General features: G+C 69.3%; 17 protein-coding genes. 8 read left to right on the top strand and 9 right to left on the bottom strand.

All coding sequences use genetic code 11. From position 1 onward, the window contains the following. The first annotated feature begins 98 nt into the window (after positions 1-98). Positions 99-650 (top strand): YceI family protein, encoded by a 552-nt coding sequence (locus ABZX12_RS29275; RefSeq protein WP_355485921.1) that lies wholly within the window; start codon positions 99-101, stop codon positions 648-650. Between the two features lie 69 nt (positions 651-719). Here ABZX12_RS29275 and ABZX12_RS29270 read toward each other — a convergent pair whose 3' ends face one another. Both ABZX12_RS29270 and ABZX12_RS29265 read right to left on the bottom strand, forming a co-directional pair. Next, positions 720-1,208 carry a hypothetical protein gene (locus ABZX12_RS29270; protein WP_355698309.1) on the bottom strand — a complete coding sequence of 163 codons (489 nt, stop codon included), beginning with the start codon at positions 1,206-1,208 and terminating at the stop codon, positions 720-722. Positions 1,209-1,317: 109 nt separating this feature from the next. After that, positions 1,318-1,851: a hypothetical protein gene (locus ABZX12_RS29265; RefSeq protein ID WP_355698307.1), complete on the bottom strand. Its 534-nt coding sequence runs from the start codon at positions 1,849-1,851 to the stop codon at positions 1,318-1,320. 225 nt (positions 1,852-2,076) lie between these two features. Between ABZX12_RS29265 and ABZX12_RS29260 the strand changes: the two genes are divergently transcribed. The 6 genes from ABZX12_RS29260 to pgm are packed head-to-tail and all read left to right on the top strand — an operon-like array spanning position 2,077 to position 7,951. Then, positions 2,077-2,601: a hypothetical protein gene (locus ABZX12_RS29260; protein WP_355698305.1), complete on the top strand. Its 525-nt coding sequence runs from the start codon at positions 2,077-2,079 to the stop codon at positions 2,599-2,601. A gap of 13 nt (positions 2,602-2,614) precedes the next feature. After that, positions 2,615-3,814: a histidine kinase gene (locus ABZX12_RS29255; RefSeq protein WP_355698303.1), complete on the top strand. Its 1,200-nt coding sequence runs from the start codon at positions 2,615-2,617 to the stop codon at positions 3,812-3,814. Then, entirely contained in the window at positions 3,789-4,454 is a 666-nt protein-coding gene (locus tag ABZX12_RS29250; protein WP_355698301.1) for a response regulator transcription factor, read from the top strand. Before ABZX12_RS29255 ends, ABZX12_RS29250 begins: the two co-directional genes overlap by 26 nt. Positions 4,455-4,458: 4 nt before the next feature. Beyond that, on the top strand, positions 4,459-4,815 hold the full coding sequence (locus ABZX12_RS29245) for an MmcQ/YjbR family DNA-binding protein (protein WP_355698299.1): 357 nt from the start codon (positions 4,459-4,461) through the stop codon (positions 4,813-4,815). Between the two features lie 26 nt (positions 4,816-4,841). Continuing rightward, a complete protein-coding gene (locus ABZX12_RS29240) occupies positions 4,842-6,305 on the top strand; it encodes a fused MFS/spermidine synthase (protein WP_355698297.1) in 1,464 nt (487 codons plus the stop codon). A gap of 23 nt (positions 6,306-6,328) precedes the next feature. Next, positions 6,329-7,951 (top strand): phosphoglucomutase (alpha-D-glucose-1,6-bisphosphate-dependent), encoded by a 1,623-nt coding sequence (gene pgm / locus ABZX12_RS29235; RefSeq protein ID WP_355698295.1) that lies wholly within the window; start codon positions 6,329-6,331, stop codon positions 7,949-7,951. Here the strand turns inward: pgm and ABZX12_RS29230 are convergent. Both ABZX12_RS29230 and ABZX12_RS29225 read right to left on the bottom strand, forming a co-directional pair. Next, positions 7,948-8,322, bottom strand: a complete 375-nt coding sequence (locus tag ABZX12_RS29230) for a DUF3037 domain-containing protein (protein ID WP_355698294.1) — start codon at positions 8,320-8,322, stop codon at positions 7,948-7,950. The genes pgm and ABZX12_RS29230 overlap by 4 nt on opposite strands. After that, a complete protein-coding gene (locus ABZX12_RS29225; RefSeq protein WP_355698292.1) occupies positions 8,319-9,056 on the bottom strand; it encodes a HipA family kinase in 738 nt (245 codons plus the stop codon). Before ABZX12_RS29225 ends, ABZX12_RS29230 begins: the two co-directional genes overlap by 4 nt. A gap of 42 nt (positions 9,057-9,098) precedes the next feature. Here ABZX12_RS29225 and ABZX12_RS29220 point away from each other — a divergent pair, with 42 nt between their 5' ends. After that, positions 9,099-10,154 carry a glutamate--cysteine ligase gene (locus tag ABZX12_RS29220; protein WP_355698290.1) on the top strand — a complete coding sequence of 352 codons (1,056 nt, stop codon included), beginning with the start codon at positions 9,099-9,101 and terminating at the stop codon, positions 10,152-10,154. On the opposite strand, the gene ABZX12_RS29215 is transcribed toward ABZX12_RS29220, so the two are convergent. From ABZX12_RS29215 to ABZX12_RS29195, 5 genes are all read right to left on the bottom strand, one after another. Then, complete coding sequence (locus ABZX12_RS29215) at positions 10,151-11,929, bottom strand: glycerophosphodiester phosphodiesterase family protein (RefSeq protein ID WP_355698289.1); 1,779 nt, start codon at positions 11,927-11,929, stop codon at positions 10,151-10,153. The two genes, ABZX12_RS29220 and ABZX12_RS29215, sit on opposite strands and share 4 nt — an antisense overlap. A 118-nt stretch (positions 11,930-12,047) precedes the next feature. Then, a complete protein-coding gene (locus tag ABZX12_RS29210) occupies positions 12,048-12,770 on the bottom strand; it encodes a hypothetical protein (protein ID WP_355698288.1) in 723 nt (240 codons plus the stop codon). A 45-nt stretch (positions 12,771-12,815) separates the two neighbouring features. Beyond that, a complete protein-coding gene (locus tag ABZX12_RS29205) occupies positions 12,816-15,476 on the bottom strand; it encodes an FtsX-like permease family protein (protein ID WP_355698286.1) in 2,661 nt (886 codons plus the stop codon). Then, on the bottom strand, positions 15,473-16,222 hold the full coding sequence (locus tag ABZX12_RS29200) for an ABC transporter ATP-binding protein (protein ID WP_355698285.1): 750 nt from the start codon (positions 16,220-16,222) through the stop codon (positions 15,473-15,475). Before ABZX12_RS29200 ends, ABZX12_RS29205 begins: the two co-directional genes overlap by 4 nt. Positions 16,223-16,585: 363 nt before the next feature. Continuing rightward, entirely contained in the window at positions 16,586-17,200 is a 615-nt protein-coding gene (locus tag ABZX12_RS29195; protein ID WP_355698283.1) for a hypothetical protein, read from the bottom strand. Positions 17,201-17,220: the final 20 nt, after the last annotated feature.

Genomic DNA, 17,220 nt, shown 5'->3' with positions numbered 1-17,220 from the left:
CCACGACTCGGACACGCCGGCGGGGGAGTGGACATCCGGGCCGGAAGGGTGAAACCTGTACTGTCTAAAGTTCAACTACTTTCCTGGAGGAATCCGCGATGTCCAGCGAGTACGCCGCCCTCAGCGGTGACTACACCCTCGATGCCTCGCACACCCGGATCGGCTTCAGTGCCCGGCATGCGATGGTGACCAAGGTTCGGGGCGCGTTCGACGAGTTCGAGGGCTCGTTCCACATCGACGGGGAGAACCCGGCGAACTCCTCCGGCCGGGTGACGATCCAGGCCAAGAGCATCAACACCCGCAACAGCCAGCGCGACGAGCACCTGCGCAGCAACGACTTCCTCGCGATGGACGAGAACCCGGAGATCACCTTCGTGTCGACGGCGATCGCGCCGGCCGGCGACGCCGAGTTCGTGGTGACCGGCGACCTGACGATCCGCGGTGTGACCAAGTCCGTCGACGTCACCTTCGAGTACACCGGTACGGCGACCGACCCGTTCGGCAACCAGCGGCTCGGCCTCGAGGGCTCGGTCGTGATCAACCGCAAGGACTTCGGCGTCAGCTGGAACGCGGCGCTCGAGGGCGGCGGTGTCCTGGTCAGCGAGAAGGTCACGCTGGAGCTCGAGGTCTCCGCGATCAAGAACGCCTGACCGCAGAGCCCCCGGCGGGGACCTTGGACAAGCCGTTGCCTGTCGAAGGTCCCCGTTTCGTGTCCAAGGTCAGGCGTGGCGGGTGGTTTGCTGGAGCAGGGACTCGACTGCTCGGCGGAGCTCGGTGTCGTGGTGGGGGCCGGACCAGACCACGATGCGGCCCTTGTCGCCGAGCTTGGTGGTGATCAGGTCGCGGGCAGGAGTGGGGTCGCCCTGGTTGACGAGGACGACCAGGCGCCGGCCGTCGCGCTGCAGGCGGTCCAGCAGCGGCGGCAGGGTGGAGCCGCGGAACAGGCCGGGGTCGCTCTTGACCTTGGTCTCGATCATCACGCCGCGGCCGCGGACCACCAGCAGGAAGTCGGCGCGGTCCCGGGTGAACTCGCGATCGTGGTAGATCCGCGCCTTCGGCCACAGGCGTTGCAGGGCCGCGTCGACGTCGGCGTCGTACTGCGCGGCGAGTCGGCTCACCCGCGAGCTGGTGCCGCGTGGGCGCAGCGCTTCCGGCGTACGGCGGCGTCCAAGGAACGGCAGCCACCGTCCAATACTCGTGTCGATCATCGGCGGACCCCTCGACCTAGCCGGCACTTACGGCGAAGTCTTCCCGGGCCGGTGCGGTGGAACCCAGGGGCCACGCGATCGTGATCCCACTGGCATAAAGCCGTGGGTTTCAGCAGGCGCTCGGCGTGGTGGTGCCCCCGTCGACGACCCAGCGGCCCTGCTGGTTGAGGATACGCATCTGGTCGAGCCAGCGGGTCGGGGTGGTGTTCGGCAGGACGCCGCGACCGCGGACGTTCACGGTGCGCGCGGCGGAGGTGTCGTAGCAGGCGCTGACCATGACGCCGTTCGACGCGAGGGTGCGCTTCGCCCAGAGCACCTTGGTGGTGCCGGTGTTGCGCAGTTTGCGGGTGCGGAAGTACTTCGCCTGGGCGCTGATCGCCTGGAACATCGCCGGCGTCATCACCGGCTCCAGTTGCTTGGTCTTCGCGCCGCCGCTGCGCATCATCACGTCGAGGGCGACGCGGTACCCGTAGTAGGCGTTCAGCACGGGGTCGTCGGAGCCCACGGCCTCGTCGACGGTTGTGGTCCGGGTCGCCTTCTGGGCCGCGGGCGCGGCCGCGGCGACGCCGGCGTCGGTGCCGCAGCCGGCGAGGAGCAAGACCGGGATCAGCGTGGCGGTCACTGCCAGGTTCTGCATGTGCATGGGGTCCGGATACCTCCTGTTGGACGCGCCGTCGGCAGCACAGCGAGCCGTGCGGACTGTTCGGCACTGACCGTGTAACGTCGGGACACGCATTGTGGTCACTGTGACCTGGGTCACATCAACCCCCTACCCGGGTACTGGTCCCGGATCGGTTCCGCGGCGGGAGGCGCCGGCCGCTCCGAATTCCTAGCCTCGATCTCAGGACCTGAGACAGAGGAGATGACCATGACCGACGTACTGACCCGCCCCGCGGCCACCGCCGAACCCGGCAGGATCCAGCGCTTCGTTCGTTCGCTGCGGTACGGCGCGTTGCTCGCACCCGTCGGCATGCTGGCGATGGCGGACGCGATCGCGGGCGAGGAGGAGACCGCGGCGCGTCGCCTCGGGATGCGGCCCGCCGGCGGTGCTCGCGCCTTCGGGTACGGACTGCTCACCGCTGTGCTCGGGCTGGCGAGCTGGTTCGTGATGGTGCTAGCAGTGCTCGCGGTGGTGCGCGGACCGTTCTGGGGATTCGTCGAACACGGCCCGGTCGAGCCGGGCACCTGGGGCGGACCGACGCGAGCCGGTGCGTGGGCAGCGCACGGCCTGATCGCCGTGCCGTGCCTCGCCCTCTTCCTGGCGGTGCTGCGGGCGATCGCGGCGCTGCAGCGGCTCCTGGTCGAGGGCTCCCGCAGGTGGGTGCTCCCGGCAACTATCGTGGCGGCAGTGGGCAGTCTCGCGTTCTTCTGGTCGTGGCTCCAGCAGCTGTGAGTAGGGTCCAACCGTGCAGATTCCGAACGGGTGGCCGCGCCGCCGCTGGGCGTGGGTAGCAGGCCTTGGAGTCGCGGCGCTGCTGGTGCTGACCGTCATGGACCTCGGGCAGCACTACGACGTGTCGCTCGGGGCTGTGCTGGCACTGGCGATCGCGCGAGCGCTGGCGCTGGGGCTGTCGTGGCTGCGGCCGCGGCTGGCCGTGGTGGTTTCACTCTTCACCACGGCCGTCACCGCAGCGTTGACGACGCCGGTCGCCTCCAGCGAACCCTGGCCGTGGGGTACGACGGCGGCGTTCGGGCACTCGTTCGTTCTCGCGATCGCGGGTGCGCGTGGACTCGGCCGGCGGGAGCTGGTCGGCTGGTGGGCGGCGACTCAGGCCGTGGGCATTGTCGCGATCGAGCTGGCGCCGGACCGTGGCAGCTGGAGCAGTCTGATCACCATGGCCGTGCTGTCGGCAGCTGCTGTGGTCGTCGGTGACCTCCTCCGGTCCCGCGCCGAGACGAACCGTCGGCTGGCCGAGCAGGAGACGATCAGTAAGGCAGAGCGTGCGGAGCGGGAGCGGCTGCAGGAGCGGGCCAGGATCGCCCGCGAGCTGCATGACGTCGTGGCTCACCACCTGTCCGTGGTGGTGGTCCGGGCGGACAGTGCGCCGCACCGGTTGCCCGACGTGCCGGACGCCGTACGTGCGGAGTTCACGGGCATCGCCGACGAGGCACGGGCTTCGCTGACAGAGATGCGGAGGGTGCTTCGGCTGCTGCGCGAACCTGTCCAGCAAACAGGGGAGCTCGGCCCGCAGCCCGGGCTGGACCAGCTGGCCGAGCTCGTGGAGAGCACTCGGCGTGCCGGTGCCGACGTGCAACTGGTGGGCGAGGTGCCGAGCGGCTTCGATCCCGCTGTTGAGCTGACGGCGTACCGCGTAGTGCAGGAAGGCCTCAGCAACGCAGTGCGGCACGCGCTACACGCTGCCGTGCAAGTGGCGGTACGGCGTCGTAGCGGCGAGCTGGAGGTGACGGTGCAGAACGCGAAGCCGCCGCGGCCCGTCGTACCGGCGGCGGGAAGCGGGCATGGGCTGACTGGTATGCGTGAGCGGGTGGCTCTTCTCGACGGAACGGTGAGCGCCGGTCCGACCCCAGATGGCGGTTATCTGGTGCATGCGGTGATCCCGGTCGGAGAGGAGGTGGCCAGTGGCGATCACAGTCATGGTCGTTGACGACCAGGAGATGGTGCGGGCCGGATTCGGTGCGCTGCTGAACTCACAGCCGGACATCGAGGTGGTGGGACAAGCCGGCGATGGCGCGCAGGCCGTCGAGCTGGCCGCCGAGCTGAAGCCGGACGTGATCCTGATGGACGTCCGGATGCCCGTCCTGGACGGACTCGCCGCCACGCAGCGCATCCTCGCCGGTTCGGCACCGGGTGAACCGCCGCGGGTCGTGATGCTGACGACGTTCGACCTGGACGACTACGTGTACGCCGCTCTCCGTGCCGGTGCGAGCGGCTTCCTGCTGAAGCACTCCACGCCGGACGAGCTGGCGGCCGCCGTACGCGTCGTCGCGGCCGGTGACGCACTACTGGCGCCCTCCGTGACCCGACGGCTGGTGGAGGACTTCGCTCGCGCGCAACCCGTCGTACCGGCGACACCGGCCCGGCTGACGCCGCGGGAGGCCGACGTACTGCGGCTGGTCGCGCGGGGATTGTCCAACCGGCAGATCGCCGCCGAACTGGTGCTGGCCGAGCAGACCGTGAAGACGCACGTCAGCAACATCCTCACCAAGCTGGACCTCCGTGACCGCGCACAGGCAGTCGTGTACGCGTACGAGTCGGGCGTTGTGACCCCGGGACCGAGACACTGAACAGATGGACGTTCTGGAACGTGTACGCAGCCTGTGCCTTGCACTGCCCGAAGTGACCGAGCGACCGAGTCACGGCGAGCCGACGTGGTTCGTCCGGGACAAGAAGACGTTCGTCATGTACGCCGACCACCACCACGACGACCGCCTCGGCGTCTGGCTGGCGGCGCCGCCCGGCGTCCAGGAGTCGCTCGTCGCCGACGACCCGGAGCACTTCTTCCGGCCGCCGTACGTCGGTCACCGCGGCTGGCTCGGGGTCTACCTGGACGTCGAGGTGGACTGGGGCCATTTCGAGGACCTGGTGGAGACCGCGTATCGCCAGATCGCCCCGAAGACCCTGATCGCTCGCCTGGAGGAGTCGTAGCCGTTCTATAGGGTGATGTGGTGGACATGCGCGGGCCGGTGGGTCAGAAGCTGGCGATCTGGCTGGCGTTCGGCAGCTCCGCCGCCGTCATGGTCCTGGAGCTCGTGTCGCTCCGGCTGGTCGCGCCGTACATCGGGCTGACCCTGGAGACGAACACCGCGGTCATCGGTGTCGCCCTGGCGGCCATCGCCACCGGTGCGGCCCTCGGTGGACGGTTCGCGGACATGGTGCCGCCGCAGCGGACGCTCGGGCCGCTGATCCTGCTCGGCGGGGCATTGGTGATGCTGGTCCTCCCAGTGGTCCGCTGGACCGGTGAGGCGCTCCGAGGCGGCGCGAACGACCTTGTGTTCCTGGTGCTGGCGGTGACGCTGTTCGCTCCGGCAGCACTCCTGTCGGCCGTCACTCCGATGGTGACCAAGCTGCGGCTGGACACGCTGACCCAGACCGGCACCGTGGTTGGCAGGCTGTCCGCGTACGCGACGGTCGGCGGCATCGTCGGCACCGTGCTCACCGGGTTCGTGTTCGTGGCGACCATTCCGATCAGCACGATCGTCCTGGCGCTGGGTGCCGCACTGGTCGTTGCCGGCGCCGCACTGACCTTCCTGCTCCGTGGGGTGCGGTCCGCGGTCAAACCGGTCGCTCTGGCGGTCATCGGCGCGACGCTGACCCTGGTCGCGCCGCGGCCGTGTGAGGTCGAGACTGCCTACCACTGCGCCCGTGTCGTCGCAGACCCGAACCGGGACGGCGGCCGGACCCTCTACCTGGACCAGTTGCGGCACTCGTACGTCGACCTCGACGACCCGACGTACCTGGAGTTCGAGTACATCAAGAGCTTCGCGGCCGCGATCAACGGCACCTGGGCCGAGCGGCAGCCGCTCGACGTGCTGCACATCGGCGGTGGCGGGATGACCATGACGCGGTACCTGACGGCGACGCGGCCGGGCAGCAAGCACCAGGTGTACGAGATCGACGCGGCCGTGGTGGAGATCGACAAGCGCGAGCTGGGCGTCCGGACCGGACCGGAGCTCGCGGTGACGGTGCAGGACGGCCGGCTCGGCGTCCGGGACGAGGCGACGGACAGCCGGGACCTGGTGCTGATGGACGCGTTCAGCGGGCTGTCCGTGCCATGGCACCTGACCACCCGCGAGGTGATCTCCGACGTCCGCCGCGTGCTGCGGCCGGACGGGCTGTACCTGATGAACGTCATCGACCACGGCGACGCGAAGTTCCTGAAGGCCGAGATCAAGACCGCGCAGGCGGTCTTCCCGTACGTCGCGGTCATCGCGCGCAAGGACGAGCTGTCCGGTCGCAGCGGCGGCAACTTCGTGGTCGCCGCCGCCGACCGGCCGATCGATTCCGCGGCGATCGAGCGCCGTCTCGGGCCCTCGCTGGACGTCCTCGACCGGCCGGACGGCTTCGTCGGCGACGCGCCGGTGCTGACCGACGACTACGCGCCGGTCGACCAGTTGCTCACGCCGTACAGCGGCTGACCGTCGTGTGATTGCATGTGGTCATGCACCCACGCGCAGGCCAGCCGGCACAACCCGAGGACCTCGTCGACGTCGACGCCATGCTGGCGGCGTACACCGACCTCACTCCGGACGTGGAGAACCCGGCCCAGAAGGTCGTCTTCGGTACGTCGGGCCACCGCGGCTCGAGTCTCGACGCCGCGTTCAACGAGGCGCACATCCTGGCGATCACGCAGGCCGTCTGCGAGTACCGAGCAGGCCAGGGCACCACGGGACCGCTGCTCGTCGGCCGGGACAGCCACGGTCTGTCGGAGCCTGCCTGGCGCACGGTGCTGGAGGTGCTGGCCGGTAACGACGTCCAGACGCTGGTCGACAGTGCCGACCGGCTCACGCCGACGCCGGCGGTGTCGCACGCGATCCTGCGGCTGAACCGCGGCGCCGGCGCGGACGCGGACGGCATCGTCATCACGCCGTCGCACAACCCGCCGCGCGACGGAGGCATCAAGTACAACCCGCCGCACGGCGGACCGGCCGACTCCGACGCGACCAGCTGGATCGCGAACCGGGCCAACGAGCTGATCGCGGGCGGCAACCGCCAGGTCCGCCGGACGCCGTTCGAGCAGGCCCGGCAGCGCGCGGGGGACTACGACTTCGTCGCGCACTACGTCGACGACCTGCCGTCGGTGCTCAACCTGGCCGCGATCCGCGACGCCGGCGTGCGGATCGGCGCCGACCCGCTCGGCGGGGCCAGTGTCGACTACTGGGCCGCGATCGCCGAGCGGCACCAGCTCGACCTGACCGTGGTGAACCTGCGGGTCGATCCGGCCTGGTCGTTCATGACGCTGGACCACGACGGCAAGATCCGGATGGACTGCTCCTCGCCGTACGCGATGGCCTCGCTGGTCGCGCAGCGGGACAAGTACGACGTGGCGACCGGGAACGACGCGGACGCCGACCGGCACGGCATCGTCACGCCCGACGCCGGGCTGATGAACCCGAACCACTATCTGGCGGTCGCGATCTCGTACCTGTTCAGCAACCGCGAATGGGGTCCCGACGTCGCCGTCGGCAAGACGCTGGTGTCGTCGTCGTTGATCGACCGCGTGGTGGGTGACTTGGGGCGCCGGCTGTGGGAGGTTCCTGTCGGCTTCAAGTGGTTCGTGCCGGGTCTTGTTGACGGCTCTGTCGGCTTCGGCGGAGAGGAGTCGGCCGGTGCGAGCTTCCTGCGTTTCGACGGCACAGTGTGGACCACTGACAAGGACGGGATCCTGCTGGCGCTGCTGGCGAGTGAGATCACCGCTGTCACCGGTGAGACTCCGTCAGTGGCCCATGCCAAGCTGGTCGAGCGGTTCGGCGCATCGGCGTACTCGCGGGTGGACGCATCGGCTACGCGCGAGCAGAAAGCCAAGCTGGCCGCTCTGTCGCCTGATGCGGTCACCGCGACCGAGCTGGCGGGTGAGCCGATCGTGGACCGCCTGACGCACGCGCCTGGTAACGGAGCCGCGATCGGTGGGCTGAAGGTCACCACCGAGTCGGCCTGGTTCGCTGCGCGCCCGTCGGGGACCGAGGACCTCTACAAGATCTACGGCGAGTCGTTCAAGGGCGCAGAGCATCTGGACGAGGTGTTCACGCAGGCACGTGACGTGGTGTCCAAGGCACTGGGCTAACGCACGAAGGAGTCCAGCAACCGCTCCAGATCCGCGGCGGGGTCGTCGGTGAGCCCGCTGTGGATCGGTCCGGGATGGACGACGGTGCTGCGCGGCGCTGCCAACCACCGGAACCGCTCGCCGATCGAGGTGGCAGCAGCCGGGCCTCCGCCCGCTTCACCGGCGCAGATGGCCCGAACCTGATCCAACGACGCACACACGACGTCAACGTCGACGGCTGGGTCCAGGGCCTTCAGGCGTTCGGGATTCACATCCCAGGCAGCGCCCAGGTAGTCCAGCGCCCGGCAGTACAGGACCGCGCCGACGTTGATGAACTCACCGCGCTGAATACGCGGCGCCGCCCGCAGGATGACGTAGTCGAAAGGCTTCACCGCGCACCTCCCGGCACCCAGGCGGGCCGGTTCGCCAACCGCGCGAGCAGATGACCGAGGTACCGCTCCCGGTCGCCGTCCTCGAGCCACTCGGCGGGCGCCAGCGCGATCACTTCGGTCAACAGGTCCGGGGTGATCGCCGCGGCCAGCTCGGCGTCCACCTTCGCCACCCCTGGCATCGCGACCGAGAACACGTGGTCGTTCGCGTCGTACGGCAAGGAGGCGAACTTCTCGGCCGGCATCCACGAGTGGTGGAAGTACAGCGCGGCCCCGTGGTCGATCAGCCACAGGTTCTTGTGCCACACGAGCATGTTCGTGTTCCGCCACGACCGGTCCACGTTGGCCACGAACGCGTCCAGCCACAGGATCCGCGCCATCGCCTCGTCACCCGGGTTGCCGGCCGATCCGTCGTACCCGAAGGAGCCGGGCAGGAAGTCGACGGCGAGGTTGAGCCCAGCGCTGCGGATCAGCAGTTCCTGGATCTCGAAGTCCGGCTCGGACTTGCCGATCGCCGGGTCGAGCTCGATCAGCTTCAGCTCCGGGACCCGCAGACCGAGCCGGCGGAACAGCTCACCGACGATCACCTCGGCGACCAGCGCCTTGGGCCCCTGGCCGGCGCCGTGGAACTTGATCACGTACGTCCCCAGGTCGTTGCCCTCGACAACACCGGGCAGCGATCCCCCCTCCCGCAGCGGCAACACGTAGCGGGTTGCGGTGACAACTGGCAGACTCACGACGGAGAGCCTAACTGGTTGACGATCGGGTACTGGTGCAGGGTGAAACAACCGTCCTTCGGGGTCGAGGAAGAGTTACTCCTCGTGTCCGCGACCGGCGACCCGCTGCCGCGGAGCAAGGCCGTCGTCGCCGACGTGCAGGACCTCGACGTCGCCCTCGAGCTCACCCGGGCCATGGTCGAGATCAACACCCCGGTCTGCGAGTCGGCCGCCGAGCTGCGGGCCGCGTTGTCGGGCATGCGTGCCAAGCTCGCGCTGGCGGCCGCGGACGAGGGCGGGCGGCTGCTGGCCATCGCCGTACCGCCGCACGGCCGGGCGGCCCAGGCGATCACCAAGAAGCGGCGTTATCAGGAACTCGCGCAGCGGTGGGGCCTGCTGGCGCGGGAGCAGGGTGTCTGCGGCTGTCATGTCCATGTCGACGTATCGGATAAAGAGACAGCTGTCCGCGTCAGCAATCACCTTCGTCCGTGGCTGCCGGCACTGCTCGCCCTCACAGCGAACTCACCGATCTACCTCGGCCAGGACACCGGCTTCGCGAGCTGGCGGTGGCTGATGACCACACGCTGGCCCTGCTCCGGTCCACCGCCGTACCTGGAGTCGTTGGAGCACTACGAGGCCATGGTGGCCATGCACATGGCGGCCGGGACTCTGATGGACGAGCAGATGGTCTATTGGGACATCCGCCCGTCGACGCACCTTCCGACGGTCGAGGTGCGGGTGAGCGACATACCGCTGACAGTGGACGAGACCGTGCTGCTGGCGACGCTGGTCCGAGCTGTGGTGATGATCGCGCTCGAGGACGGCGGCCGAGGCCCGACGCTGGAGCCGGAGGTGCTCCGTGCGGCGTACTGGCTCGCTGCGCGGGACGGTGTCACGGGCGACGGGCTGGACGTGCTGACGGCCGAATCGCTACCGATGGCCCAGGTCCTGGAACGGCTGCGACGCCATGCGGCGCCCGCGCTGCAAGAACTCGGCGCGTCCGACCTTGTCGAGGAAGGCATCCAGCGTGCGCTGACCGACGGCAACGGTGCCGTCAAGCAGCGCAGGGCCCTCCGTGAGGGCGGGGACTTCGTCGCCCTCACGGAAGTCAAGCCCTAGCCGCGCAAGAAGTCCTCCAGACCGTGCAGGTCGTCGGTGTTGATGTAGTCGACGTCGGCGGCGACCAGTTCGCGCCACAGGGCCGCCCGGGCGGCACCCGGTACGTCGGGGGTCGCCCAGAAGCGGACCTTGTACCCGGCGTGGTGGGCCGTCACCACGATGTCGTGCAGCTTGGTCTTCTCGCTCTCCGGCATCGGACCGACGCCCTGCCAGGTGAAGACGTTCGTCCAGTTGTCGCTGACGAGTGGCATCAGCGACGCCGGCAGGCCGGACTGCAGGTCGCCGAGGCGTCCGTCGTACCCGGCGTAGCGGATCTTCTGCGCCTTCATGGCGTCCAGCGGGCGGTTGCCGCTGATCACCGAGGTGACCGCGCCCCGGAACACGCGGCCGTCGACGAAGATCGTGCTGATCCCGCGGTACTGCGCCAGGGCCTTGTCCACCGCGGCGTACGTCGACGGTCCGTCGCTCTTGATGTCGATCAGCAACTGGAACCCGCTGCCGTGCTTGTAGACCTGGCCGTGGTTCTCGCGGACCCGGTCCGCCAGCGGCTTCAAGTACAGGCTCTCCAAGGTGCGGCCGGGCTGCGCGTCTTCCAGGTCGTGGGCGACCCGCAGCTCGCCGTCGATCAGCCAGACGTCCGCCTCGACGCTGTTGAAGCCACGGTCGAGCGCGTCCTGCAGCGGCCGGCGGTGGTCGTAGTCGTTGTGCGCGTGCGCCGACGGCAGCGCCTTGACGGCCGGGGCGTCGTACGACTTCGGGAGTTTCAAGTGGTTGGCCCGGGCGACCTCCCGCACCCGGTCCGGGTAGTCGCTGATGATTCCGTCGACGCCCTGGTCAACGAACCACTGGATCGTCGCGGGGTCGTCAACGGTCCACGGAATCACCTTGAGCCCGGCCTGGTGCGCGGCGTCCACCGTGGCCTTGGTGAAGTACGGGCGGAACGCCGGGTCGGAGATCTTGCCGCCCTGCGGGAAACCGTCGACCGGTGAGATCGCCGACGCGCCGAACGACCTCACCGCCTTGATCGGGTCGCCGCCGAAGTCGTCGATGTCGATACCGCCCAGCCACGGCGACTTCCCGGGCTGGCCGACCTGCAGGAAGTTGTAGTTGTCGAGCGCGACCAGTGGCAGCTGCGGCATCACCTCGCGCATCCGCATCAGCGAACCCCAGTCGAAGCTCTGGATCGTCACCTGGCGCGCGATGTTCGCCTTCCGGATCTCACTGGCGACCACCTGGACGAACTGCTCGCGCGGCGCGGTCTCGGACGGTGCTCCGGCCTCGACCTTGGTCTCCACGTTCAGCTTCACGCTGTCCGCGTGGTACCGGTGCACCAGCGCGAACACGTCCCGCAGCTCGGGCATCCGGGCACCCGGGTCGGGCTGCTGCCCCGGGAAGTTCGGCAGCGTCTGCGAGCCGCAATCGAGCTGCTTGACCTGGTTCAGCGAGAGCGTGTTCACGAACTTGCCGACGTACGGGTACTCGGGGTCGCCCGGGGTGTACGGCGCGGTGTCACGGCACTTCTTGCCGTCGACCTTGCGGTCATGGGTCACCACGGCGTACCCGTCCTGGGTGATCTGCACGTCGAGCTCCAGCGTGCTGACACCGAGCTGCAGCCCGTGCGAGAACGACGCGATCGTGCTCTCCACGGTCAGCCCGAGCCCACCGCGGTGGGCCTGGATGTCGAACTCACCACGAGCAGCAGCGGCCGGGGCGGCAGGAAGCAGCAGTCCGGCGATCAGCGCGCACGGGAGAAGTGCGCGGGGAAGGCGGCGCATGAGGGGTTCCTTCCGGAGGGGTCATGGGCGGGACGTCCCTGAGGCTGTCTGCCACAGGCATACCCACGTCCTCGCGAAAGTAGCCGAAAAGTAGCCCACCGGTAACGCTCTGGTGTGCCTACGGCGTAGAGGTGATGCGGCGTGCTGACTGGGTTTCGGCGGTGATGTGGCCGTTCTTGAAGGCTTTGTCGAGGGTGCCTTCGGTGCGGCGGGTGAGGGTGAGGTTGACGGGGCAGCTCGTGGGTGGCTTCACGCCGGGAGTAGGTGTGGCGAGGGACGGGCGGAGGGAGCCGGGCGGAATGGTCGCGGAGGTGTGGCCGGGCTCGAGTTCGAGGCTGTCGGGCTGGATGCAGTCGCCGGTCCAGGCGAGGATCGACGGGCGGTCGGACGGGCCCGTGGCGATGCGGACCGGGATCGCGGCGCGGCGCGAGTACGTCGTACCGGCCAGCGGAGCGGTCAGGCGGACGCGTTCGGGGAGCTTCACCGTCGACCTCGGCGCGGAGTCGTCGCCCTTGCCGCGGGTGAGGTCGAAGGTGACCTCGGTACCTGCCTGGACCACGCCGTCGAGTTGGCCGGTGTAGTCGGTGACGCCGGCGGTGTGGTGACGCTCGAGCTCGACCGTCCTGCCGCCGCCGGACGACCTGACCGATTCGCCGTCGCCGAGCTCGACGAACGTCAGGGTGCCGACCCGGTACGACGCGCTCACCTGCGCGGCCTCGGCCGTCTCCGGCAGCGTGACGACGTAGTTCGCCGTGATCCCGCTGGTCCGGATGTCCTTCGAATCGACCGTCGAACACCCGGCGAGCACGACAACCATCCCGACAACGCCAATCCGCTTCACAGTCAGCGAAGCTAACAGCGCAAGGGGTTACCGACTTGCGGAGAACTACTCGTACTGCAGCGCCTCCAGAGGGTTGAGCCGGGCCGCGCGCCGGGCCGGCCAGATGGCGGCGAAGATTCCGACGACGACCGAGAGGACGGCGAAGATCACCAGCTGGCCGGCCGGCACGGTGAAGGAGATCTCGTCGAGCCGGGCCGCGAGCAGTGCGGCCAGCACCAGTCCCAGGACGATGCCGATCACCGCGCCGATCAGCGCCGTGATCACGCTCTCCTGGCGGATCATCCGTTTCACCTGTCCTCGGGTCAACCCGATCGCCCGCAGCATGCCGAGTTCACGGGTCCGCTCGAACACGGTCAGGACCAGGGTGTTCACGATGCCGAACAGGCTGACCACGACGGACAGCGCCAGCAGCACGTAGAGCACGTTGAGCAGGCTCTTGATGCTGTCGGTCTGCGCGTCCTTGAACTGCTCGATGGTCACCGCCTTGGCGTTCGGGAACGCGCTCATCGCCGCGTTCAACGTGGCGGTGTTCTGCGCGGTCACCCCGCCCTGCATGGTGAGGAAGGTGTAGATGTTCTGCGGCTGCGGCGTGGCGGAGTCGAAGGTGGCCGTCGAGATCGTCACGTTGCCGAACGGTGAACCACCCGCCGGCGGCTTGAAGATGCCGCGCACCTGGAACGGCAACTGCTTCCCGGTCACCATCTGCAAGGTGATCGCCGATCCCAGCCCCAGCCCGTGCTGCTTGGCGTAGTCGGCGTCGACGATCGCGCCGTCGGGTTCCAACTCGGCCAGCGAAGCCTGGGAGCCCGCTTGCCAGTCGAAGCTGAGCAGCTGCGGTGCGGTCCGGTCGATCGCGGTGATCGAGATCGTCTTGCCGAACGCCTGCGCCTGGCCGCCGCGGACGCTCGTCACCTCCTGGACCGTCGGCACCTCCGCAGCCTTCTCGGCCACCGCCGGCGGCAGCGGACTGAAGTTGTTCTGCGCGGTGATCGCGTAGTCGGAGCTGGAGATCCGGTCGACCGCGTCCTCGAACGGCTTGATCAGCCCGGCGCCCAAGGTCGCGACCAGCGTGACCAGCGCCAGCCCGATCATCAGAGCGGCAGCGGTCGACGCGGTCCGGTGCGGATCGCGGCGGCTGTTCTGGCCGCCGATCGCGACCGCCGGCCCGTCCGGCAGGATGCGCGGGAACTCGGGATGCCCGCCGAACAGCCGTCGGAGCGCCCAGATCGGGACCAGCACGATCGGCCAGATCAGCGCGGTCAATACGACGACGGCCCAGCGCGCCACCGGATCCGACACCGCGGCCAGCGGGCGGACGAGCCGCGGGGAGAACGCGGCGATCCCGATGAACAGCAGCAGAACGCCCGCGCCGAGCAGCGACAGCAGGGTGCTCGTCTTCAGCCCGTCCGCGAACAGTCCGACGAGGACGCAGGCGACGCCGGCGGCCGCGAGCAGCGCCGCGCCGACCGGACGGTAGCGGTGCAGCCGCCCGGGAGCGAGGACCGCGCCCTCGCGGACCGCCGCGATCGGCGGCACCCGGGTCGCCCGCCACGCCGGGCGCAGGCTCGCCACGGTCGTCACCACGACGCCGACGAGCAGCGCGACCACGATCGTGCGGGTCTCGAAGACCAGGCCGTTGTTGGGCAGCGTGAACCCGATCGCGTCGAACAGCTTGAACAGCCCGGTCGCGATCGCGAGCCCGAGGAACAGCCCGACGATCGCCGAGACCAGACCGGTGACGAGGGCTTCGAGCACCACCGAGCCGAGGACCTGCCGCCGGGAGGCGCCGAGCGTCCGGAGGGTCGCGAACTCGCGGGTGCGCTGGGCGATCGTGATGGCCAGCGAGTTCGCGATCACGAACGACCCGACGAACAGCGCGATCGCGGCGAACACGAGCAGGAACGTCCTCAGGAAGTTGAGGAACGTCGTCGTCCCGGCCGCATCCTCCGCGGCCTGCTCGTCGGCGGTCCGGACCTGGGTGGCCTCGGGCAGGATCGGCCGGACGGCGTCCACCAGTTGCTGCGGCGTGACGCCGGACTTGGCCGCGATCAGGATCTGGTCGAGCTTGCCGATCTTGCCGAACAACCGTTGCGCGGTGCCGAGGTCGAACCCGGCCAGCGTGGCGCCGCCGATCGACGACACCGCACCGAACTCGACCAGCCCGGTGATCCGCATCTGCTGCGCCGCACCGCGGGCCTGGACGCCGACCATGTCGCCGGCCGCGAGTCCCTTCTTCTTTGCGGTCTGGGTGTCGACCACAACCTGGCCGGCAGCCGGCCACGCACCCGACACCAGGGTCAGCGAGTTGAACTGCGGCTGCGCGGGATCCACGCTGAAGCCGATGTTCGGCGCGCCGCCGAACACGATGACCTTGCCGTCCTTGCCGATCAGCTGCGCCTCACCGCTGACCACCCCGCCCGCCGCGCCGACCTCGGGCAGCTCGCGGACCTTGTCCAGCAGCCCGGCCTGGAACGGCGGCGCGGTGACGACGGTGCCGTCGTCGGCCGCCTCGAACGCGGTCTTCCCGGTGATCGCGGCGTCGGTGTTCTTGTAGTTCTCGGTGAAGATCGAGTCGAACGCCGACGTGATCGAGTCGGTCAGGACGTACGTGCCCGAGATCAGCGCCACGCCGAGCACGACGCCGATCGCGGTCAGCGCCGTGCGGAGCTTGCGGGCCAGCAGCCCCTGCAGCGCGAACCTGATCACTGCAGGTCCAGCGTGTCGATGATCTGCAGGATCTCGTGCTGGCTGGTCCGGCCGGTCTCCTTCACGATCGTGCCGTCGGCCAGGTAGAGCACCCGGTCCGCCAGCGCGGCGGCGCGGGCGTCGTGGGTCACCATCACCAGCGTCTGGCCGTACTCCTCGACCGAGGAGCGCATCAGCGTGAGGATCTCGCCGCTGGTCCGGGAGTCGAGGTTGCCGGTCGGCTCGTCGGCGAACACCACGGTCGGCCGGGAGACCAGCGCTCGCGCGATCGCGACGCGCTGCTGCTGGCCGCCGGACAGTTCGGCGGGCCGGTGGTCGAGACGGTCGGTGAGACCGACGCGCTCGATCAGGTCGTCGAAGTACTGCGGATCCGGCTTCGTGCCGGCGATCGTCAGCGGCAGCAGCACGTTGTCGCGGGCGCTCAGCATCGGCAGCAGGTTGAAGAACTGGAAGATGAAGCCGATGTGCTGCCGGCGGAGCTTGGTGAGCGCGTCGTCACCGAGCGTGGTGATCTCGATGCCGTCGATCCGCACCGAGCCCGAGGTCGGGCGGTCCAGCCCGGCCAGGATGTGCATCAGCGTCGACTTGCCCGATCCGGACGGTCCCATCACCGCCGTGAGTTGCCCGGGCTCGATCCGGACGCCCACCCCGCGCAGCGCCTCGACGGCCGTGTCCCCCTCGCCGTACACCCGTACGACGTCCTCTGCGTTTACAACTTCCGTTGCGGTCCCCACCATGCCGACCATCGCCCCTCCCGGCGATCCAACGGCCCCCAGCCTGTTCGGTTGTCTCCTTCGAGTCTGACCTGGATCAGGCGATCCCGACAGAGGGGTGTCCCCGATCGACCCCTGAGCTGGAGACGGCCGGGTTGCGGGGGTGCAGCCGGCGACCGTGGACATGTCGTTGCGTCAGGCAACGCGAGAGGGAAGAGAAGAGGGTGCCGGACCGGGAAGCGCCTCACGGCGCGTGGCCGCTCGTAGCGGCTTATTTTGGGACCCGGGGCTTGCACCGGCCCGACACCTCGAACAGTGTAGCGGGTGCCCAAACCCCTTGTCCTGTTGGGAATCCAGGCAGCGAGACGTTATAACACCCGTCGGCGCCGCGTGCAACTACCAGAGGTTCCCGGCGCGTTCGGCGCGCGCCGCGGTCTGCAGCTGGTCAGCGGTCTCGACCAGTTTCGACGCGGACAGCACCTGGTCGTGGCCGTCGTCGGCGAGATGGGCGCGTCCGGTCGCCACGATCCGCGCGAACGCCGCCGCGCGATCCAGTGTGGTCGCGAAGTCACCGGTTGCGACACCGCGCAGTACGGCGTCCACCATGTCCCGCACCTCGGCGGGGCCGGGGGGCTCGGCGACGCCGGCGACGACGGCGTGCACCTCGGCGTACTTACGGCCGGTGGCGAACTCGCGGGACACCGCCTCGGCGTTCGAGTGCACCCAGGACCGCAGCACGTACAGCCGCCAGAGCGCCCCGGGCAGCGAGTCGGCGGGGGAGTCGGACCACAGCTCGGCGAGCTCGTCGAGACCGTACTCGTCGGCCAGTTTGACCACCCGGGCGTGCACCTCGGCGTCCTCGGACTTGCGCACCCCGCGGACCAGCAACTCCGCGGTCCGGTGCGCGGCCTCGGTGACGGTCGCCGGATCGGCGGCGCCGGGCAGCGACTCGAACAGCTTGTTGCCGGGCATCACCGGCCGACGCGGGTTGGGGGTGCTCACGGCCTCCATGGTGCCTGACGCCGTGCGGC

This window comes from Kribbella sp. NPDC003505 (genome assembly GCF_040610875.1).
Taxonomy (GTDB): domain Bacteria; phylum Actinomycetota; class Actinomycetes; order Propionibacteriales; family Kribbellaceae; genus Kribbella.
This window is presented reverse-complemented; position numbering and strand designations above follow the sequence as displayed.